11 protein-coding genes are annotated in these 22,402 nt (G+C 35.5%); all 11 read right to left on the reverse strand.

Annotated elements, in window-relative coordinates:
• Nucleotides 1-13 precede the first annotated feature (13 nt).
• Genes M0D21_RS16375 through M0D21_RS16425 form a run of 11 tightly spaced genes read right to left on the reverse strand, consistent with a single transcriptional unit; the run spans nucleotide 14 to nucleotide 22,401 of the window.
• Nucleotides 14-2,524: an ABC transporter permease gene (locus tag M0D21_RS16375; RefSeq protein ID WP_248331507.1), complete on the reverse strand. Its 2,511-nt coding sequence runs from the start codon at nucleotides 2,522-2,524 to the stop codon at nucleotides 14-16.
• An 18-nt stretch (nucleotides 2,525-2,542) separates the two neighbouring features.
• Complete coding sequence (locus M0D21_RS16380) at nucleotides 2,543-5,053, reverse strand: ABC transporter permease (RefSeq protein WP_248331509.1); 2,511 nt, start codon at nucleotides 5,051-5,053, stop codon at nucleotides 2,543-2,545.
• 24 nt (nucleotides 5,054-5,077) lie between these two features.
• On the reverse strand, nucleotides 5,078-7,498 hold the full coding sequence (locus M0D21_RS16385) for an ABC transporter permease (RefSeq protein ID WP_248331511.1): 2,421 nt from the start codon (nucleotides 7,496-7,498) through the stop codon (nucleotides 5,078-5,080).
• 19 nt (nucleotides 7,499-7,517) lie between these two features.
• Nucleotides 7,518-9,896 (reverse strand): ABC transporter permease, encoded by a 2,379-nt coding sequence (locus tag M0D21_RS16390; protein WP_248331512.1) that lies wholly within the window; start codon nucleotides 9,894-9,896, stop codon nucleotides 7,518-7,520.
• 18 nt (nucleotides 9,897-9,914) lie between these two features.
• Nucleotides 9,915-12,332 (reverse strand): ABC transporter permease, encoded by a 2,418-nt coding sequence (locus M0D21_RS16395; RefSeq protein ID WP_248331514.1) that lies wholly within the window; start codon nucleotides 12,330-12,332, stop codon nucleotides 9,915-9,917.
• Nucleotides 12,333-12,357: 25 nt separating this feature from the next.
• Nucleotides 12,358-14,742 (reverse strand): ABC transporter permease, encoded by a 2,385-nt coding sequence (locus M0D21_RS16400; protein WP_248331516.1) that lies wholly within the window; start codon nucleotides 14,740-14,742, stop codon nucleotides 12,358-12,360.
• A 22-nt stretch (nucleotides 14,743-14,764) separates the two neighbouring features.
• The gene (locus M0D21_RS16405) at nucleotides 14,765-17,197 is read right to left on the reverse strand and encodes an ABC transporter permease (protein ID WP_248331518.1); all 2,433 of its coding nucleotides are present in this window, start codon (nucleotides 17,195-17,197) and stop codon (nucleotides 14,765-14,767) included.
• Nucleotides 17,198-17,218: 21 nt separating this feature from the next.
• Nucleotides 17,219-19,612 (reverse strand): ABC transporter permease, encoded by a 2,394-nt coding sequence (locus M0D21_RS16410; RefSeq protein WP_248331520.1) that lies wholly within the window; start codon nucleotides 19,610-19,612, stop codon nucleotides 17,219-17,221.
• A 45-nt stretch (nucleotides 19,613-19,657) separates the two neighbouring features.
• A complete protein-coding gene (locus M0D21_RS16415) occupies nucleotides 19,658-20,410 on the reverse strand; it encodes a head GIN domain-containing protein (protein WP_248331522.1) in 753 nt (250 codons plus the stop codon).
• A 28-nt stretch (nucleotides 20,411-20,438) separates the two neighbouring features.
• Nucleotides 20,439-21,134 carry an ABC transporter ATP-binding protein gene (locus tag M0D21_RS16420; protein WP_248331524.1) on the reverse strand — a complete coding sequence of 232 codons (696 nt, stop codon included), beginning with the start codon at nucleotides 21,132-21,134 and terminating at the stop codon, nucleotides 20,439-20,441.
• Nucleotides 21,135-21,150: 16 nt separating this feature from the next.
• Nucleotides 21,151-22,401 (reverse strand): efflux RND transporter periplasmic adaptor subunit, encoded by a 1,251-nt coding sequence (locus tag M0D21_RS16425; protein ID WP_248331526.1) that lies wholly within the window; start codon nucleotides 22,399-22,401, stop codon nucleotides 21,151-21,153.
• Between the last annotated feature and the right edge of the window lies 1 nt (nucleotide 22,402).

The following is a 22,402-nucleotide window of genomic DNA, read 5'->3' on the forward strand; positions in this document are numbered from 1 at the left end:
GTTTTAATTTTGTTTATTCTGCTCGTAAACTCTCTACAGGATTTACCAATGCAGATTTAAGAGCTTGAAAACTAACTGTAAGTACTGTTATAGCGAGAGCAAAAACAGCAGCTAGTGCAAATACCCATAGATCTATTGAAGTTCTGTAGGCAAAATTTGTAAGCCAATCATCAACAAGAAAGTATGCAATAGGAATTGCTATTGCTATTGAAATAATAATCAGTTTCGCAAATTCTGAAGTAAATAAGACCACCAACTCAGATATTTTTGCACCAAGAACCTTTCGTATTCCCAATTCTTTAACCCGCTGTTCTGCAGTAAAGGCTGCAAGTCCAAATAAACCAAGACAAGCAATTATTAGAGCCATAACTGTAAATATGTTTAACACCAATCCCATTTGCTGTTCTGCAACAAAGGTGTTGTTAAAATCTTGATCCATAAAGCTATATTCAAAAGGAAACGAAGGATCAATTTGTGCTATTTCTTCTTGTACACTAGTAATTACTTCCTGTATATCAGAGGCATTAGTAAAAGATTCTTGATGTAGTCTCATCGAGTAATAGGATAAACCAGCCCCATAATCCCAAACCTTATCATTTTGATGATGAATAATAACCAAAGGACCTATTTCTTGTCGAACACTATTAAAATTAAAGTCCTTTACGACACCAATCACTTCAAACTCATCTTCATCGCCAGAAGCCAGAGCTACTATTTTACCAATGGGAGATTCATTTGCATAATTATCTTTGATCCCCCACCCTAGCTTTTTAACCGCTTCTTCATTAAGAATTACCTTATATTTATCATTAGGTCTGGCCGAAGTATCAAAATTTCTTCCTGCTACAAATTCTACTCCCAAAAGATCTAAATAGTCTTCCTCTGTGCGTACATTTCTAAGTTGAACGACATCACTATTTCCTTCAGTAGTCTTATAACGATCACCTGTCCAAATATTGGGTGGTAGCCCAAAAGACTTTCCTACTTTATCAAAGGCTGGATTCGATTGTAGTTTTGTTTTAAGAGATTCGGTATCAAATCCCAATTGCTCTATATTATGAATTTGAAGAATGTGATCTCTATTAAATCCAATATCTAATGATGATGTATACTTTAATTGTTTCTGAACAAACAAAGTACAGATAACCAATGCTATTGAAATCGTAAACTGAAATATTACCAAAGAATTTCTTACACCCTTACCTTTAAATCTACTGCTTATTTTCCCTTTTAGTGTCTCGGCAGGACGAAAAGCAGAAAGATAGAAAGCTGGATAGCTTCCAGAAATAATACCCAGCATTAAAATAAATACCCCAACGATTACCAAGAATAAAGGATTACTCAAATAAGTAAGCAACTCCAGTTCTGTGTTGGCTATAGTATTAAATACTCCTAAGCTCAACTGCACTAGTAACAATGCTATAAAAGTCCCTAAAAAAACAAATAATGTAGATTCTAAAATAAACTGCTTAATAAGAGCAGTTTTTTGAGACCCCAACACTTTTCTAACTCCTATTTCTTTAGCTCGTTTTGATGATCTTGCGGTAGATAGGTTCATAAAATTAATACTAGAAAGTATTAATACCAGTATTCCTATTGCTCCGAAGATCTTTACATACATTGGGTTTCCGGTAGGACCAAACGTATGGAAATCTGGTGATCCCGATCTATAAATCTCCTTAAGAGGTTGCAAATCTAGTTTCCAAGGATAGCCCTTGGTGAATTCTTCGAACGTTTGATTAAAAATACGTTCAGTGGTGGGTGGAGCCCATTTTGGAGGTATCGCCTGAAGTTTATCTGTAAGAGTTGAAATATCTGTCCCTTCTTTTACCAGAGCATATGTCCCAAAAGCAGTCCAAATCCATTTCCATCCGTCTCTTTTCATTTGATCAGAAAAACTGCTTAGAGAAACCAAAACATCAAACTGAAGATGGGACTTGTAAGGAATATTTTCTATAACTCCTTTTACCGTATAAGTTTGCCAATGCCCTTGCCAATCTTTCACCTCAACTGTTTTTCCTATAGGGTCGTTATTTCCAAAGTAAATTTTGGCCTTTTCCTCAGATAGTATCATGCTCATAGGTTGACCCAAGGCAGTTGCTTTATTCCCTTTAAGCCATGGAAAAGAAAAAATATCAAAGAAATTTTCTTCGGCAGCATAATAAAATTCCTCATTGTAGACATTACTCTCAACATCATCTTGAACACGAAGAATTTGAGCCCCGGTATTCAAGATTCTGGTTACCTCTTCAAATTCGGGAACATCTTCTCGCAAAGCAATGGCGACATTAGGCCCTGTACTAGACACTTGTTCTTCCCAGTCACCCCAAATATCAGGTTGATTTACTCTATAGATACGATCACCTTTTTCATGAAACATATCGTAGCTCAACTCACTATGCACATAAAACCCAATAATAAAACAAGTAGCAATACCTATGCTTAATCCAATGATATTTAGGATACTAAATTGCTTTTGACGAAGTGCATTTCTCCATGCTATTTTGAAATAATTCTTAATCATAATTTCAGTTTAACTTTGCTACTCTACTCGCAGACTATTAATGGGATTAGACATTGCTATTTTCATAGTTTGAAAACTTACTGTTGCAATCGTAATGATTACCGCGCTAAGTGCAGCAATACCGAATACCCAAAATTCTATAGGGGTTTTATATGCAAAGTTTTCTAACCATTCCTGAACAAGGAAATAAGCTACGGGAGAAGCGAGAACGATCGCGATTAAAATAAGCTTAGTAAACTCAGAAGAAAAAAGCATTGCCAGCTCTGAAACTTTGGCACCAAGAACTTTTCTGATTCCCAGCTCCTTTACCCGCTGTTCTGCAGAAAAGGCTGCTAACCCAAATAATCCCAGACATGCAATTACCAAAGCCAAAATGGTAAAAATATTCAGAATAACTGCCATTCTCTGTTCAGATTTAAAGGTAGCATCAAACTCCTGGTCCAAAAAGCTATATTCAAACAATACCGAGGGATCCATAACTGCTATTTCTTCTTGTATAGCATCGATCAATGATTGCAGTTCTCCCGAGGTTTTTACAGATTTATCATCAAATCTAGCGGCCAAAAAAGTGCGGCCTCTTCCATAATTCCAAACCCAATCATTATCTTGATGTAGAATAACAAGCGGCCCTATTTCTTTTTTGGTAGAACTAAAGTTGAAATTTTTAACCACTCCCAATACTTCCATTTTATCAGCGCTTTCATTGGTCATAGCTACATACTTTCCTATTGGAGAGTCTGTAGCAAAGGTTTCCTTTGTACCCCAACCCAAAATCTTAACCGCCTCTTCATTTAAAACTACTCCATACTTATCATTCTCACGAAGAGGATCAAAATTACGGCCGGCCAAAAACTCCAGACCCAAAAGGTCTAAGAAATCACCTTCGGTACGCACATCTTCAAAATGTAATGCAGGGTTTTCTGGACCAAAAGCACGGTACTTATCTCCAGAAGTAACATTAGGCGGAATCCCAAAGGAAAGACCAACATTTGTAAATGCCGGATTCGTTTTTAGCTTCTCTTTAAGTGTCTCTACCTTGTCTCCCAGTTGTTCGACATTGTGAATTTGTAGTACATTATCTTTTAGCAACCCTAAATCTAAATTAGAGGTATACGACAACTGCTTTTGAACAAAAAATGCACATATAATTAAGGCAATCGAGATAGTAAACTGAAATACCACCAAACCGTTTCGCAAGTTTTTACCTTTAAAAACTGAAGTTACCTTTCCTTTTAGCGTTTCAATAGGTTTAAAGGCTGATAGATAAAAAGCAGGATAGCTTCCAGAAAACAACCCTAGAAGTAACACAAACGATAGTAATAAAATCACAAAAATAGGATTGCCTAATACTGGTAACAGTGATAGTTCTTTATCTGCAATAGCATTAAACCCACCCAATAAAAACTGAACCAGAATAATAGCAAAAACAGTACTTAACGCTACAAACAATGTAGATTCAAGAATGAACTGCTTAATCAATCTTTTCCTTTCAGACCCCAATACTTTGCGTATCCCAACTTCTTTCGCTCTTTTTGAAGATCTTGCTGTGGAAAGGTTCATAAAATTAATACAGCACAGAAAAAGAATCAAGATACCAATAGCACTAAATATTTTTACAAACTGCGGATTTCCATTTGGGCCAAATAGATGAGCTTCGGGATCATTAGACAGATATACTTCTCGTAAGGGCTGAAGGTGCAATTGCCATTTTTTACCATCGGTAAATTCTTCATAAGACTGACTAAACAATCGCTCAGTGGTTAGTGCCGCCCATTTAGGTGGAATAGCTTGAATTTTATCTTCCAGAGCCATAGCATCGGTTCCTTCTTTGACCACCCCATAAGTTGAAAATCCTGTCCAGGCCCACAACCAATTTTGCCGATCTAATCGCTGTTGAATAGTAGATAACGATATTAGAATATCAAATTCTAAATGAGAATTATTAGGTAGATTTTCAAGCACCGCAGTCACCGTAAAAATACTCCACTCTCCCTTAGACTCACGCACCTCTAGTTTTTTACCTATAGGATCTTCACTACCAAAATAACGTTGTGCCGTTTTTTGAGTAATAACCATGCTATTGGGTTCTTTGAGAGCGGTTTGCACATCTCCTTTTTCAAACTGAAAAGAGAAAACATCGAAAAAATTGTCTTCGGCCAAAAACGACTTTTCTTCTTTAAACATATCTCTATCATCATTTTGGCTTTTTCGTCGAACTGTTTGAGCTCCGGAATTTAGGATACGGGTAACTTCTTCAAATTCTGGAGCATCCTGTCTTAAGGCAACAGCTACATTTGGTCCTGTAGATGCGTATTGCTTATTCCAGTCACCCCAAATATAAGATTGATTCACCCTGTAAATACGATCTCCTTTTTCATGAAACGTATCATAAGTCATTTCGCTATACACATATAGACCTATCATAAAACAACTAGCTATGCCAATTGTTAAGCCTAATATGTTGAGAAAAGTGAATTGCTTTTCTCGGATCAAATTCCTCCAGATAATCTTGAAATAATTCTTAAGCATGATGTATGTTTTTTGATTGAATTCTTATTCATCTCTAAGCGCATCTACCGGATTTGCATTTGCAGCTACAAAGCTTTGCCAACTTACTGTGAGTAAAGTGATAAGCAAGGCGCTAATGCCTGCCAGTACGAAGATCCACCAACTAATTGAAGTTTTTATCGCAAAATTCTCTAACCAGGAATTCATAGCGTACCAGGAAATTGGAATAGCAATAAAAAATGCGATCCCCACCCACTTAATAAAATCGATATTAAGTAGTTTTAATATTTTGAAAATACTGGCTCCGTTTACCTTTCTTATGCCAATTTCTTTTTTGCGTTGTATACAGGTATAGGAAGTAAGACCAAATAACCCAAGCGCCGCAATAAAAATGGCTAATGCTGTAAATACTTTAAAAGCATCACTAAACTTATTATCTTCTTCATATTGTGCCTGAAATTTTTGATCTATAAACGTGTAATTAAATGTACTCTCGGGGAAAGTTGTATTCCATCTATTTTGAAGTTCATTAATAATCGAATTAAACCCTGCCACAGAAGTAATTCCTGCATCGAGTTTTACCAATAGCACATCACTCGTTGGTGAATGACGCAGTACCATAGGTTCGACCGGATTTTTCAATCCAAAATGATGATAATCCTTAATGACTCCTGCAATATTCCATTCTCGACCCCAAAATTTTACCTTCTTATAAATAGCGTCTTCAACATTGGTAATACCTACTTCTTTTACAAACTCAGCATTTACAACAATGTCATTACTGTACTTTTTGACATTCTCTTTAAACCCTTGTCCTGCCAAAAACTCTATCCCCATTACTTCAAAATAATCTGGGTTCACTTCATAATTATACCAAACCTTTTGCTCATTCAACGTACCATCTGGGTAAGTCATACCCATAAAAGAAGACAAATTATCATACCCATCTCCAGGGTATGTATTTGATAAAGCCGTTTTGGTAACGGTTGGCATTTTTTTGAGTTCATCCATCAAGAAACCATAGTCTCTTCTTAATAATGAGTCTGTAGAAGCATTTAATATTTCTCCTTTTATGGCTATCACATTATTCAGATCTGAACCAATGGGTTGCTCCTGCATAAAGTTAATCTGTTTGGTAACTACTATTGTACCAATTAATAGTACAATTGTGGCAAGAAATTGAGTAATGATTAAGCCCTTTCGAATATGCAACCCTTGCGCCGAAGTTCTTATTTTTCCCTTTAGCGCTTTTGACGGAGAGTAACTACTTAATACAATTGCCGGGTAAAGCCCTGCCAATATCATTCCCAATAGAATTATCCCTAAAATAGGAAGTAACTGTAAGGCTCCCTCAACATCAAAATTCATGGCTTTGCCAGTAAAATTGTTATATGCAGGCAGAACAATTACAGCTAGAATAACTGCAATAATAATAGCCAATACATTCAGAATTACAGATTCTAATAATGATTGTACAATCAATTGTCTTTTTTGTGCACCTGCTACCTTTCTAATTCCTATTTCTTTGGCTCTTTCTAGTGATTTTGTTGTAGACAAGTTGATATAATTAAGCCAAGAGAGAATTAAAATTATAAATGCAATTGCGGTTAAAAACTTCACTCGCATAGCACTACCATTGGCTTCGGCCTCGTAAGGTTTGTTAGAATAAAGATGAATATCTTCTATAGGTTCAATATTCATACGCTCATCATTAACTTCTTCTAATCCGCGATCGAGTATTTTTTGTTGAAGTACTGCCCCATCAGCCTTCTCATCAATTAGTATATAAGTGTAGAATGTATTGTTGTTCCAACTGGGTTTTTTAATAGTTTCACTAATAGCTCCCCAATTAGCCATGGTGCTATATGAAATCAGGTAATTGATTTTAAAATGAGAGTTTTTAGGTTGATCTTTTAGAACTCCAGTTATGGTAAATGTAGCAGGAACCCCGCTATAAACTTGAATTGTTTTACCTACAGGGTTTTGATTCCCAAAAAACTTATTAGCCAAAGTTTCGGTTAATACAATCGTATTTGGTTCTTTGAGCGCCGTATTCACATCGCCGTTCAAGAGATTTTTATTAAAGACTTCAAAATAACTTGCATCTGCAATACACCCATTATCACTTTGTAAAATATGATCTTGAGTTCTTAGAGTTGTCTTTCCTAATCGATAAAAACGAAGGTAGTCTACTACTTCACTAAACTCCTTTTTTAAAGTAGGACCAACCAGATTATAGGTTTGTGCATCTCCGGCAGCATAGGCATCTCCGGTAAGATAATCCATATAAACTCTATATACGTTTTCTGAACCATCAAATTTATCATAGCTTCGTTCGTATCCTACATAAAGCATTATCAAAATAAAAGAAGCTACCCCAATGGCTAAGCCAGATATATTGATAAATGAATACCGTTTGTTCTTTAAAAGATACCTTAATGCTATTTTAAAATATAACGTATACATAATCTGCTTTTTTGATGATTTATTCGGATTTTAAGCTTTTAATAGGGTTTTGTAATATGGCAGAGAATATTTTTCCACTCACAGAAATAAGAACTATAAATAAGGCTAATACTGCTGAAACAAGTACATAAGCAAGTTTAACATCTTCATGGTAAGGAAAAATACCTATCATTTGATTTGCAATAAAGTAAATTGTTAAAAGGCCCAAAACCGCTGCGATACTAAATAGCAAAAGGTATTCTTTTACAATGATTAGAAATATACTTTTAACGTTTGCCCCTAACACCTTACGAATAGCAATCATTTTCTGTTGAGATTTTGTAGAAAATGAAACCAGGCTATACAGACCGAGCACTGCTAATAAAATAGCCAGTAAAGAGAAAAAGATAAAAATATTGATCATTCCCTTCAAGGATCTTAAAAAGATACCATCTAAATCTTCGTCTAAAAAACTAAATTCGATAGGTCTATCTGGAAAACTATCGTTGAAAACAGTGTTTACCCAAGCTTGCATTTCTGCTCTTTTCTCTGAATTCACTTTTATGCTGATGGTTTTACCGCCTATCTCATTATCCATAACCAAAATCATTGGTGGAATTTTCTTAAAAGCCGTATAATCATTGAAATCTTTAACAACTCCTATTACTTTATATCGGTCATTTCCAATTCCTTTACCTATAGCTTTTTTCCAGCCAAATAGCTCCAGCGCTGTTTGATTAATGATGCATGCTTTTTGTGAATCGGTTGCATATTTTTCAGAAAAATCTCTCCCTTCTATCAGTTGCATTTTGTAGGTTTTCAAAAAATCATAATCTACACCATGGGATCTTAGAACTACCTTTTCATTAGGCTCTCCTCCTTCCCAATTTACTCGGTATTGCCTACCCCCAGTAAATGGACCAGAATCTGAAATTGAATAGTGCGTTATATTTGGGTTCTCAAGCAGTACCCCCCCAAGAGTTTCAAGTTTTTCTTTTTCTTCAAGGGTACTTGCACTTATTCGTGAAACCAATAAATCTCCCTTCTCAAATCCCATATCGCGTTGCTCGATATACTTAAATTGTTGAATTATTAATATGGAAACAAATACCATTGGCATTACCAGTATTAATTGAAAAACAACCAATGCTTTTCTTAACCCAGACCTCCGTTTTATTGAAGCATTTCCTTGAAGGAAAGAGGAAATTTTTAAAGAGGATAAAAATATAACTGGGTATAACCCCGCTAAAACTCCAGCTAGTAATACTCCAATTGCAGCATACACAAAAAAGGGCCAGTCCTGAGCAAAAACAATCGATATATTCTTGCCAACAACTTCGTTAAAAACGGGAAGAAATAACAATACCAACCCTATCGAAAGAACAAATGAAATTGATACCATAAAAAGTGATTCTACCACAAACTGATATCTTAAATGTCTTTTGGTACTTCCTAACACTTTTTTAATACCAATTTCGAGCTCTCGATTCATTACCTGAGCTGTTGATGAATTGATATAATTAAACAATGTAATAATTCCGGTAAAAATTACTACCGAAAGAAAAAGGTACAACACAATCATATCACTACGATTTCCCCCTCCCCCTCTTACTTTTGAAGTTTTCATGTATATATCGCCAACAGGTCTTAGCATCAACTCTTCTCTAATCCCATCTTCTAGGGAGATATGACTCGATAAAAAACCTTTTATCTTTTCAGAAACTTCATCAACAGATGCTTTTTGATCTAATACCACATAAATCGTAGCGTTATGATCTCCCCAGCCTCCATTCTTGGCATTTCCAGTTTCTGTTTCATAGGAACTAAAGGAAAGTAAGTAGTCGAATTTTAAATGAGAGTTATCCGGATAATCGATAAATACTCCAGTCACTACATACTCGTGTTTTTTATTTAGTTGTACTGTTTTTCCAATAATACTTTGGTCAGGAGAAAGCTTTTGAGCCAGCGACTCAGATACGGCTATACTCATAGGGTTTAGTAATGCACTTTTTTTATCTCCCTCAAGGAAATCTAGAGTAAACAATTCTAAAAACTTATGATCTGCAAACAAACCATTCTTTTCATGATACATAACATCATTGAAACCCAAATAATTTGAAGTATTTTTAATGCTTGTGGCCTCGATGATTTCGGGGAAAGATTTAGGAAGTTCTTCAGACAACCTATACGAATTACTATCCCAAATTGAATTCTGATTATTACTAATAGAAGCTCTTTCTACCCTAAAAAGGTTGTCATAATTTGCATGAAAAGCATCATAACTACTCTCATGATTAATATAAAAGAGCATAAAAATCACCGCCGCAAGACCTATCGTAAGTCCTCCAATATTTACCAAAGAGTACCCTTTGTACCTCTTTACATTTCTCCAGGCAATTTTGATATAGTTTTTTAGCATTACTGTTTTTTTGATGAATTACTCTGTTCTTAGACTCTTTACTGGGTTTTGTAGTGCTGCTTTTACAGTACCAAAGCTTATAGTAGCAATAGCGATACCCAAAGCCACCATTCCTGCTCCTAAAAACAACCAAATATTTAGATCCATTCTAAAAGAATATTTCTCAAGCCACAAGTTAGCATACCACCAAGCAACCGGTACCACAATAACAAATGCAACTATAACTAATTTCACAAAGTCCTTGGCCAACAATACTACTAATGAAGGAACATTGGCACCTACTACCTTTCGAACTCCTATTTCTTTTGTACGTTTATTCACCACCAACAATGAAATTGCCAATAACCCTATACAACTAAGAAGGATTGAAATGATAGCTCCGCTAGTTATGATGGTGATCATAATTCGCTCTCTTCTAAAAGTTCTATCTATATTCTCATCAAGAAAAGATCCTATAAATTCGGAGTTTGGTTCCAATTTTGACCATGTATCTTTTATAATATCATAACTCTTAGAAATGTTTGAAGATGCAATTTTAATATATGCATATCTCACCTCTTTTTGACTGGTCATAAACAGACTAAGCGGTTCTATTTCTTTGTCTAAATCTCTAAAATTAAAATCTTTGACGACTCCAATAATCGTATGCTGTATGCTATCACTAATAACACTCAGACGTTTGCCCAAAGGTTCAGGCTCTTGCAATTCTTGAACCATTGCTTCATTAATAACGACAGATAAGCTATCGGTAGCAAAACTTGGATCAAATGATCTTCCATCGAGCAGTTCTATATCCAAAGTTTCTAGATAATCATAATCTACAATGAGCATATGGGTTCCCACTTGTCTATTTTTATAATCGAACCCAGATGAACTCGTGTATCGGCTTCCATCTCTACCTCTTCCTAGGTTATTATCTGAAGCAGTAATACTTATAATTTCAGGATGATTTTTTAATTCTTCTCTCAATAGTTTTATAACCTTATATCCATCTTTTTTACCATTTAACGGCACTGAAATTACTTGCTCTTTATTAAACCCTAAATCCTTGTTTCGCATGTATTGCAATTGACCCCAAAGCACAAAACTTCCGCTTATTAGTAGAATTACAATGGCAAACTGCACGATCATAAGTAGGTCCCTCACCTTATCTCTTCCGTTAACCTGTATTTTTCCTTTTAGCGCCTGTAAGGTCCCTAATTTACTGAGTAGAAGCGCAGGGTATCCTCCCGCAACAGCTGTAATAATGAAGAAAACAAAAACCAGCACTGCAATGGTTAAAACAGAGAGTGTATTGGTAAAGGTTGCACCAGTATTAAATAAAGATTTAAATTCATCCAATAGCAATACACTTAACAACCCACCCAAAAGCAGCGTAGCTATAAAAACCAAAATACTTTCACTCCAAAATTGCATGAATACATGTTTCTTTGCAGCTCCCAGTGTTTTTCGCATTCCTATTTCCTGCAGCCTGGAAGTGCTTTTGGCTATGCTCATGTTTACAAAATTTACACAAGCTATAAAAAGTAATAAGATGGCTATTCCTAAAACAACATATGGTAGTGCTCTACTTACAACAAGTTCACCTCTTTGATATGAAGTAAAATAAAGGTCTTTAAAAGGGTGTAACTTTAGTTGTACATATTCTCCAAACTCATTAACCGAAGCTCCATCTCTTTTTGCGTTTTCGATTGGTCCCGAAAAATGAAGATTCATAAAAGCTCTGGAACTTTCTTCAAACTGCTTCGCAGAAACTCCATTCTCAAGTTGCACATATACCTCATGATTAGAGTGATCCCACTCATCTTTAAGATAATCATATCGAGGTGCACTTTGGAAATTAGCTAAAATTTCAAATTCAACACTACTGTTATCAGGAATATCTTTTAAAACGGCACTAACCGCAAAAGGTTGTTTATTTCCCTCAAGAAATAGATTTATCGTTTTACCGATAACATCTGTAGTTCCAAATGCAATTTTGGCCATTTTTTGTGTTATGGCTACTGTATTTTTATCTTTTATGACTGTTTTTGTATCTCCGCGCTCTACAGGAAATGAAAACATCTGCAGAAACTCCGGATCTACCCAACTAATATCTGCGGTTATTTCTTTATCATCAAGCAATACGAGTATACCGCCATCAAGATACCTTGATACTTTATGTACACCTGGTACTTCCTCTTTTAAAGCTGGTGCTAGAGGCATGGGTTGAGAAGTGTAAATATCTGACCCTTCTGGTATTTGCCAATTGGCATATACTTGATAAACCTCATCACCATGTTCATGAAAATCATCATAAGAAAGTTCAAAAAACGCAGCCATACTCAATAATATGGCTACTCCAAATGCAACTGATAATCCAATTACATTCAGAATTGTAAACGACCTGTTTTTCCAGAGAGATCGCCAGGCTATTTTGATATAGTTCTTAAACATTACTGTTGTTTTTTTGATTGATTATTTATTCGCTTCGAAGGCTGTTTATAGGATTTGCTGTTGCAGCTTTAATAGCTTGATAACTTATAGTAATCATGGTAATAAGTAACAACCCAGAGATAGATACAACAAAAATCCACCAGCTCATCTCTGTTCGATATTTGTAATTTTCTAACCAGCGACTCATAAAATACCAAGCCAACGGAGTAGCAATAGCTCCTGCGATAAGGATTAACTTGAAAAAGTCTTTCATGAATAGTATCAAAATTCCAGACACATTACTCCCCAGAACTTTTCGTATACCTACCTCTTTGGTGCGTTGTGCCACGAAAAAGGATATTAACCCGTACAGCCCTAAGCAACTTATAAAAATGGCTAATCCTGAAAACAATCGAGATAAAGACAACAGACGTTGTTCTTCATTATATAACTCGGCTACCCGACTGTCTAAAAAGTTGTATTCATAAATATATTTTGGAAAGACTTCTCTCCATCTTTGTTCAATACCAGTTAAGGTATTTTTTGTGTCACGTCCATTTATTTTGATGGCTAATTCACTAAATGCATTGGTTTGTGGAGCGATAAATACCGGACTAATATCTAAGTGAAAATTTTGATCATGAAAATTGGCTACTACTCCAGAAACTGTTGCTTTAATAAAGCCTCCATTGAGGGTAACTATTTTTCCAACAAGTTCATCAGGGGAGCCTAATCCTAATTTTTGGGCAAGTTTTTCATTAACCACCACTTCGGTAATAGAATCAGACATTTTAAAGTTTCTACCAGCAACAAGATCTAATCCAAAGGTATTGATGTAGTCTTCATCGGCCATTTTTGCTGAAATTGAAAACTCTTCGAATTCTGGACGATTATTATATTTTACACTGGTTCCCCAAATGTTATAGGCAGCTCCAGGGCTTGCCAGACATGCGGTTACACTTTCTACTCCTGCAAGTTGAGCAATTCGTTCTTTCAACCCTTCAATTTTCACATGTTCTAAATCTTCAGGAATATTCAACATCACAACAGCATCTTTATCAAATCCAAGGTCCGCATTTACCGCATAACTAATTTGCTTCCCTATCACTACTGTTCCTACTATAAGTAAAATAGAAATTATGAACTGTGCGGTAACTAGTACTTTTCTGGTTAATTGCCCTCCTGCATCTTTCTGAGTTAACTTTCCTTTTAACGCCAGTGTGGGTAGAATCCTTGCGAGTAAAATTCCGGGATAACTTCCCGCAAAAAAAGAAACCCCAGCTAGTAGCACTATTATCAATAAAACTACTTTGATATCTAGTAAAGAGAATATAGAAAGGTTAAGATCGAAAAGGTCATTAAAAGATGGGAGCACTGTCATCGTGATTAATAGTCCAATACCCATAGCCAACACACTAATGATAAATGTTTCGGTAATAAATTGCCAAAACAAGTATTTTTTATTGCTCCCAAGCACCTTTTTAATTCCTATTTCTTTGGAACGTGTAAATGCCTGAGCAGTAGAAATATTCACAAAATTGATACAAGCCACAGTAATTAAAAAAATTCCAACTAGGCTAAATATCCAAAGTAGGTTTACATTAATTCCGTCATAGTTACTATTAAAATGAATATCATGTAGGGGTTGTAACTTGTAACGATGAACATTTTTACTTTTCGGGCGATGTTTATCTACCAACTCTATTAATGTTTGTTCTATATGAGCTATATCCTGATTGGGGTGTAAAAGCGCATAACAACGTAGTGAACCATTTATTCCTCCCCAGGTTTCACTGGCAACAAATTCATCATAACTTTTTATGGTAGGATATGAAATAAAAAGATCTCTATCGATCATAGAGTTCTCTGGTAAGTCTTTAAGAATACCTATAACCTGAATAGTCTCCAGATTTTCTAAAACAAATGTTTTTCCCAGGGCATTTTCACCTACAAACATTTTTTTGGCAAACTTCTCAGTGACATAAGCTGTTTTAGGTTCTAATAAGGTTCTTTCTCCTAATTTTTCAAGCAAGGGAAAATTAAAAATCTCAAAAAAGCTTGGTTCGGTAAAGGCAAGATTCTCTTTAAAACGTTGCTGGCTGGCCTCATCGGCACTATTAATCTGCCAATCATCTCTGAAATAGGTGTTCGAAACTTTTTCGGCATAATCATAGTCTGTCCTGAACGCTTTTGCAAATCCAGGTGGCACTGCAGTTTCATACCCAATACCATCTCGATGTTCTTCGGTTACAATTCTATAAATTCTATCTTCGTTTTCATGAAAATTATCATACTGAAGATGATGATTAACGAAAAGAAAAATTAGAATTCCGCATGCGAAACCCAGAGCTAATCCCAATACATTAATGAGAGCAAATACTTTTCTTTTTTGAAGATTTCTCCAGGCTATTTTTAAATGGGTTTTAAACATAACTATTCGTTTTTTGATGATATTATTCTGTTCTTAGACTTCTAAGTGGTTTTATAAAAGTTGCATGTATAGATTGGTAACTCACAGTGAATATTGCTATGATAGTTACCAGTAATGCGCATAGTGCAAAAACTTGCCAGTTAATACTGATTTTGTAGGCAAAATCTTCGAGCCATCTATTCATAATATACCAAGCGATTGGAGAAGCAATAACAATGGATATTGCTACCAATTTGAGGAAGTCTTTACTTAGTAATTTATAGATAGTGAAATGAGAAGCTCCCAGTACCATTCTAATACTTATCTCTTTATTTCGTTGTTCTACCATAAAGGCAGACAAGGCAAAAAGACCTAAACACGCTACAAAGAGTGCAAAAAGAGCAAAACTGTTGAAGATAATTCCTAAACGACGAATATCTTCATGCATAACAGCAAATCTTTGGTCTAAAAATGTATATCTCAAGTTTTGGTTTGGTGATAACTTATCCCATATTGTTTTTACAGATGCAATAACATCACCCGAGTTACCCGCATGTATTCTTGCGGTTACAATAGATGCACTATTACCCATTACAAGGCAAAGTGGCATAATATCTTCTTTTAGGGAGTCAAAATGAAAATTCTGTAACACACCAATAACTTTAAGAGTTCGTCCTCCATTTGTGATTTTTTGCCCTACAGGATCGGTTAATCCTAAATGATCAACCATTTTTTGATTGATTACAGCTCCATTCTCAACATCGGATGCTAAGTCTTTTGAGAAATCCCTTCCTTCTACTAGTTTCATTCCTAGGGTCTGTATATAATCTTCATCGACTTGCCAAATTTGACCTGCAACCCCTTTATTTTCTCCTACTTGTCCGTCTTTCCAAAAGGAATTTCCATTTCTTTTGGTTTCGGTGATGGGTAAATAATCTCCAATAGAAACATGGGTAACTCCAGATAGCGATTGTAATTCTTTTTTAAGTGTCGTTACTTTTTCACCCAATGTATTGGTTCCTTTTAACACCATTACATTCTCTTTTTCATATCCCAATTCTTCATTTAAAATATAATCCATCTGGCGATAGATCACCAACGTGCCTATCAATAGAATTACAGAAACTGAAAATTGAAAAACGACCAATCCGCTTCTCAGGTTACCGCTTTTACTCCCGAGGCTTAAACTTCCTTTTAAAACGTCTACTGGTTTAAATGCAGATAGGTAGAATGATGGATATAACCCTGCTAAAATTCCAACTCCAAGAGCTGCAATAAGTATAGATGGGATAAACCATATTGTTTCCCATGGCATGAACAGGTTTTTGGCTGCGATCTCATTAAAATAAGGTAATAAGAGCCACGTTAATAGCACGCCAATTCCGAACGAAATACAACTAAAAATTATTGACTCTATAAGAAACTGAGTAACCAAGTTTCTTTTAAAAGCACCTACGGTTTTTCGAAGTCCAACTTCTTTGGCTCTGTTGGCAGATTTTGCGGTAGATAGATTAATAAAATTAATACAAGCTAAAATCAAAATAAAAATAGCTATCCCACCAAATAACCATACAAAACGTATATCGCTATGAGAAAGATTATCGTGAATATTAACCGATCGTAAATGTATGTCGGTAACAGGTTGTAAAATAAACCGTGAGCTATCACGCATTTCTTTTATCTCAGCTTCAGACGCATTTCCTTGAAGCGCTGGTACTGCATATTTATCAAAAGTTTGCATTAGTTTAGTCTCCAGCTCTGCTACGTTGGTACCTGGTTTTAAAAGCACATAATTGGCATAATTACTTGCCAGCCAATCATTGCTTTCTCCTTCCCAAAAATCATGATTTGCTTTAGTGATTAAGAAGTCGTAATTGAAATGTGAATTAGAAACGATTTCACCCATTACACCTCCAATTGTGTATGGGTTATCGATATCGTTATCTAAAATAATTTGTTTACCTAATGCATCACCTTCGGGAAAATACTTATCTGCTTTACGTTTGGAGATCACAATAGAATTTGGACTTTTCAATGCGTTCTCTCTAGACCCCAAGACCAGTGGTACATCCAAAATTTCTAGCAAACTGGGGTCTATATAGACAAACTCTTCTTCAAACGTACTTTTTAGCTGATCTTTTATTCTTAATTCTTTCCCTACCGGACTTAATAGTTCATGTTTAAGAAATCTTCCAGATTTTTCAATCTCGGGATAATCATTCGTCAATGCCTGTGCAAATGGCGCAGGAAAGAAAACATGTTGAGCTTTCTCACCATTAAATATAATCTCGCTAATAACCCTATATACTCGATCCTTTTTACCATTATGAGTATCATAACTTACTTCATCTCTTATAAATAAGAATATAAGTATACAAGCTGCAATTCCAATAGCGAAACCTCCAATCTTAATGGTAGTAAACATCCTATCTTTACTAATGTTTCTCCAAGCTATTTTTATATGATTCTTAAACATAACTATTCGTTTTTGATGATGTTATTCGGTTCGAAGGCTTTTCACAGGATTAGCCAACGATGCTTTGATGGCGTGGAAACTTACGGTTGCCAATGCTATAAATAGAGCACATGTTCCTGCGAGTAAGAACATCCACCATTGTATTTGAATTCTGTACGCGAAATCTTCTAACCAATCGTTCATTATAAACCAGGCAAGTGGAGATGCAATCAGAAATGCTGTACCTACCAATTTCAGGAAATCTGTAGATAGTAATCGAACGACCTCAGCAACTGATGCTCCTAGCACTTTACGCACTCCTATTTCTCGTTTACGTTGTAGCATTGTATATGCAGCAAGACCAAGTAAACCAAGACATGAGATTAAAATAGCCAGTATCGCAAAGTTGAGAAATAAACTCCCAAATCGCTCTTGAGTGCGATATTGCCTATCGAATGCCTCGTCTAAGAAATAGTAATTAAACGAATCATTTGGTAAAATGGTTTCCCATTTGTTTTGGATACCAGATAGGGTTTGTTGAATATTTTGCCCACTTATTTTAATTGCCAATAAATCAGTTTCATCTGGTTTAATGGTCATAGTAAGCGGTTCTATACTTTTTTGTAACGATTTGAAATGAAAGTTTTGAATCACTCCAATAACCTTCCCTTCTTTGCCCCATTGAGAAAAATTAGCACCCAGTGCTTCTTCGGGTGAAGTATAACCCAATAATTTAACGACCTCCTCATTGATGATCATTCCTTCGGCAGAATCGGTAACAAACTCTCTAGAAAACTCTCGCCCTGCTATTACTTTTAAATCAAATTGCGAAATGAAATCGTGATCTACAAAATAGGCGTTAATATTGGCTACCTGATCTTCTCCTTGACTATTTTTGATAATAGAGTATGCAGCATTATTCACTACTCCTGGAGCAGCTGAAGCTAGCGTGGTTGATAATACACCTGTTATATTATCGATATTATCTTTCAATTCTTTTTGAGCAGGAGAAATTGTGACAGGTAATAGAACCGTATGTTCCTTATCAAATCCCAGCTCTTGATTACGCATATAATTCATTTGATTATAAATGATAATCGTTCCAATTATAAGAGTAATCGAAATAGTAAATTGAGTAATTACCAATCCTTTTCTTAGTACGATCCCTCGTGTACCCGTAGAAAAATTCCCTTTGAGTACATTTACAGGTTTAAAAGATGAGAGCACAAATGCTGGATATACACCCGCAAATGCTCCAATAGCAATTGAGATTAAGAATAGGTACACTAAACTCATCGGATTGGAAAGTAACCCTGCACTGATCTCCTTACCGGCTAACTCATTAAACATAGGTAAGATTATAGCCGTTAACCCAATAGTAATTACAAAAGCTATTAAGCTAATTATTATAGACTCACCTACAAACTGTAAAGATAATTGTCGTTTCTCAGCACCAATAACTTTGCGAACACCCACTTCTTTAGCTCTCTCAACAGAACGCGCGGTGGTTAGATTGATAAAGTTGATACATGCTATTAGTAGGATAAAAATTGCAATTATGGAAAAGATATAAATAGTTCCCATATCACCACTATATTCTCCCCCTCTCTCAGATTTTAAATACACATCTTCAAGGGGTTCTAGAAAAAGTGATACGAACAATTTATCTGCTCTCATCATATCCCCAGTATTTCGCTCCAGAAAATCTGGGAATTTCGCTTCAAGTTGTGCTTGACTGGTATTTGGATGTACCAAAATATATGCTGCTGGATCATATAATCCCCAAGCAGTATCTATTCTTGGCAATACTCCTTTACTGTAAGTTGTCATCGAAATTATCATATTCGCTTGAATATGAGAATTTTCAGGAATGTCATCCATAATCCCAGTTACCGTGAAGCTTAAATCTTTTATATCTTCGTCTTTAATACGAAGCGTTTTTCCTATGGCAGGTTCGTTACCAAAATATCTCTTAGCTGTTTCATGATTAAGCACTACACTGTAAGGCTCTTTAAGTACAGTAGCTTCATCTCCCTGTAAGAGGTCAAAATCAAACATTTCAAAAAATGCTTTATCGGCTGCTGCTGCATTATTTTCTACCAGTTTGGTATCGTCTTTTCGAACCGATAACTCTAATCGCATAAAACGCACTGCCGAAATAATCTCAGGAAATTCTTCTTCTAAGTGAGGAGGCACAGCGCAAGAAGGCCTACTACTTTTCATTTCTCCCGAGGTAGGTGTCTCTAAATTTGCTACTACTCTGTAAATAGAATTTTTGTTACTGTGGAACTTATCATAGCTCTGCTCGAAATTAACATAGAGTAGAATGAGAAACCCAGCAGTTAATCCAATGGCTAACCCAATAATGTTGATTCCAGAATATACTTTATTCTTAATTAGATTTCTCCAAGCTATTTTAAAGTGCATTTTAAACATGACGGTTCGTTTTTTGATTGTTGAAATTGACCTCGACTTACAGATCTAGTTCATTTTTCTGATTGTTGCTCTACCAATTACAATTCCTTTATTTATAGATGGGTCTCCATCATAAGCAATGGTTGGTTCTCCATAAGCGGTAATTCTTAAATCTTCAGATACATTTACTCTGAAATTACCTTCGCCATACGCGGTAATTTTGGTACTCTCGTTGTTAAGCCCCAAGGTGTTTATTTCACCTTCTCCGTAAACTGTATATTTTTGACGATCTACCATACCGTCTTTGATCTCTAAATACCCTTCTCCATACATGGTTACCCCTAATGAATTTACTTGAATATCATTTACAGTTACCTTTGATTCTCCATACATTTTTAGTTTGAAATCTTCTCTTTTAATCGGGCTCTCACATAGAATTACTTCTTCTCCTCTAATTGAAAGTTCTTTAAGATGTTTATAGGTAATTGTTGCGGTGACCATAGTGCCAGGATAAATTGGCTTTTTAGTTTTCCACCCTCTTTTATCATATACTTTTTTCTGCTTTGTGACCATTTTAGCCCCTTCTAAATATATTCTAAGCGTTTTACCTTCAACTCTTACATTGATTTTGTGATCTGGTACCTTTGCATTTTCTATACGTACATTCTCTGTAGTTCCTTCTTTAAAGGTTACTTCGATATGCGGACTAACGATCACCTTGTCAAAATGATCTACCGAAATGTTCTTTTGGCCATATCCAGCAATTGCTGTAACCATCGCTATAGCTAGCGTTACGATTTGAATAACAATTCTTGTCATGAGTTTAATTTTTTATGATTTAAGATAATTATGTGTTAACCTCAAAAGGTTTGTTTTGACTTTCTGTTACAATTTGTCCATCAAACAAATTGATAATTCTATGAGCATAGTGTGAATCTCGATCTGAGTGTGTTACCATGATAATGGTAGTTCCCTCCTGATTAAGTTCTGTAAGCAGGTTCATTACTTCGATCCCGTTTTTAGAATCTAAATTACCTGTTGGCTCATCGGCCAAGATTAATTTTGCATTGGTTACTACAGCTCTGGCTATAGCCACACGTTGCTGTTGCCCTCCTGATAATTGCTGCGGAAAATGTTTCTCACGATGTGCAATCTTCATACGTTCCAAAACCTGTCTTACTTTTTGTTCGCGTTCGCTTTTTTTCATGTTTAGATAGATAAGCGGTAACTCCACATTTTCGAAAACTGTAAGTTCATCGATAAGGTTAAAACTTTGAAAAACAAATCCCAGATTCCCTTTTCTTATTTTGGTGCGTTGGTTTTCTTTTAACCCTCCTACTTCGTGGTTATTAAAGTGGTAGGTTCCCTCTGTAGGATTATCTAACATTCCTAAAATATTCAACAATGTAGATTTACCACATCCCGAAGGACCCATAACGGCTACAAATTCACCTTCTTCAACATTCAGGTTTACATTATTTAAAGCTAGAGTTTCAACTTCTTCAGTTCTAAAGCTCTTTTTTAAATTTTTGATCTGTATCATTTTTTTGATTGTTTTTCTATTTTAATATGATTTTTTCTGCTTCTCCGAAGCTATCGTAGCTCGATGTAATTACTTGTTCTCCTGCTTCCAACCCTTCTATTAACTCATAGTAGCGAGAGTTTTGCTTTCCTATACGAATAGGTCTTCTCCAGGCTACCTCTCCAGAAGCATCAACCACAAATATCCATTGACCTCCTGTGCTTTGGAAAAAACTTCCTTTTGGCAGTAATACAGCTTCGTTTGATGCTCCTAACTGTAATTTAAGATTATAACTTTGACCCGCTCTTATCGTTTCTGGTTTTTTGTCTACAAATACCAAATCAACTTTAAACTTACCGTTTCGTACTTCGGGATATACCTTTCGCAACCTTAACTCGTATTCTGTTCCGTTACGTTCTATTACTGCAGTAAGATCTCTTTTTACTCTATCTATATAGTGCTCATCGATAGATGCTTCTATTTTATAATCGGTTAGTACGTTTACTTGCCCAATACGTTGTCCTTGCTGGATACTCTGACCAATTTCTGCATCTAAAAACCCTAATTGACCATCGGCTGGAGCTCTCACATTTAAGTGATCTATTCGCTCATAAACCATTGATAAGGTCTTTTTCATTCTGGCTAAGTCTTCGTCAAGCTCTTTTAATGAAGTGTTACGTAAAACATTATCCTGATCGGTTTGAATTTTAACAATATCAAACTGTTTTTGTGCCAACTCATAATTTTCTTTAGACGTAAGGTATTCTTCTTTAGAAATTAACTCATCCTCATAAAGGGTTTTATTTTGTTCGAAGTTCCTTTGTAGTTTCTGAAGTTCATATTTAGCATTTACCAAATCCTTTCTTCCTTCAACTTGTCTAGAGTCAAACGTAAGTTTGGTAGATCTTAAGTCATTTTGTTTTAAAGCAAGGTTATTTTCACTTGCCAAAATCTGCTCATATAAACTTCGGTTCTCTAGTTTAAGTATAATGTCTCCTTTTTTTACCATGGCACCCTCTTCAATAAGTTTTTCGGTAACTCTTCCTCCTTCATAAGCATCCATATAGATGGTACTTATTGGTGCTACATTTCCGTTGATGGTAATATAATCATCGAATTTTCCGAAGGAAACCTGAGCGATAGAAAGCTTTTCTTTTTCTGTTCGAAAAGTCGATGCAGAATTTCCAAATGCTATTTTCCAACCCATAAAAAGTACGATGAAACCTATAACCATATACCCATAATGCTTAGGTCTTAATCCTTTTTTCTTTTCAATTTTTATATCCATT

The sequence above is a fragment of the Aquimarina acroporae genome (assembly GCF_023195925.1).
Taxonomy (GTDB): Bacteria; Bacteroidota; Bacteroidia; order Flavobacteriales; family Flavobacteriaceae; genus Aquimarina; species Aquimarina acroporae.

Bases quoted from the DNA above. Each gene is read 5' to 3' on its own strand.
- M0D21_RS16380 (WP_248331509.1), bottom strand. From the start codon at position 5,053: ATGCTTAAGAATTATTTCAAGATTATCTGGAGGAATTTGATCCGAGAA.
- M0D21_RS16385 (WP_248331511.1), bottom strand. From the start codon at position 7,498: ATGTATACGTTATATTTTAAAATAGCATTAAGGTATCTTTTAAAGAAC.
- M0D21_RS16410 (WP_248331520.1), bottom strand. From the start codon at position 19,612: ATGTTTAAAATGCACTTTAAAATAGCTTGGAGAAATCTAATTAAGAAT.
- M0D21_RS16420 (WP_248331524.1), bottom strand. From the start codon at position 21,134: ATGATACAGATCAAAAATTTAAAAAAGAGCTTTAGAACTGAAGAAGTT.
- M0D21_RS16425 (WP_248331526.1), bottom strand. From the start codon at position 22,401: ATGGATATAAAAATTGAAAAGAAAAAAGGATTAAGACCTAAGCATTAT.
- M0D21_RS16390 (WP_248331512.1), bottom strand. From the start codon at position 9,896: ATGCTAAAAAACTATATCAAAATTGCCTGGAGAAATGTAAAGAGGTAC.
- M0D21_RS16375 (WP_248331507.1), bottom strand. From the start codon at position 2,524: ATGATTAAGAATTATTTCAAAATAGCATGGAGAAATGCACTTCGTCAA.
- M0D21_RS16415 (WP_248331522.1), bottom strand. From the start codon at position 20,410: ATGACAAGAATTGTTATTCAAATCGTAACGCTAGCTATAGCGATGGTT.
- M0D21_RS16405 (WP_248331518.1), bottom strand. From the start codon at position 17,197: ATGTTTAAGAATCATATAAAAATAGCTTGGAGAAACATTAGTAAAGAT.
- M0D21_RS16400 (WP_248331516.1), bottom strand. From the start codon at position 14,742: ATGTTTAAAACCCATTTAAAAATAGCCTGGAGAAATCTTCAAAAAAGA.
- M0D21_RS16395 (WP_248331514.1), bottom strand. From the start codon at position 12,332: ATGTTTAAGAACTATATCAAAATAGCCTGGCGATCTCTCTGGAAAAAC.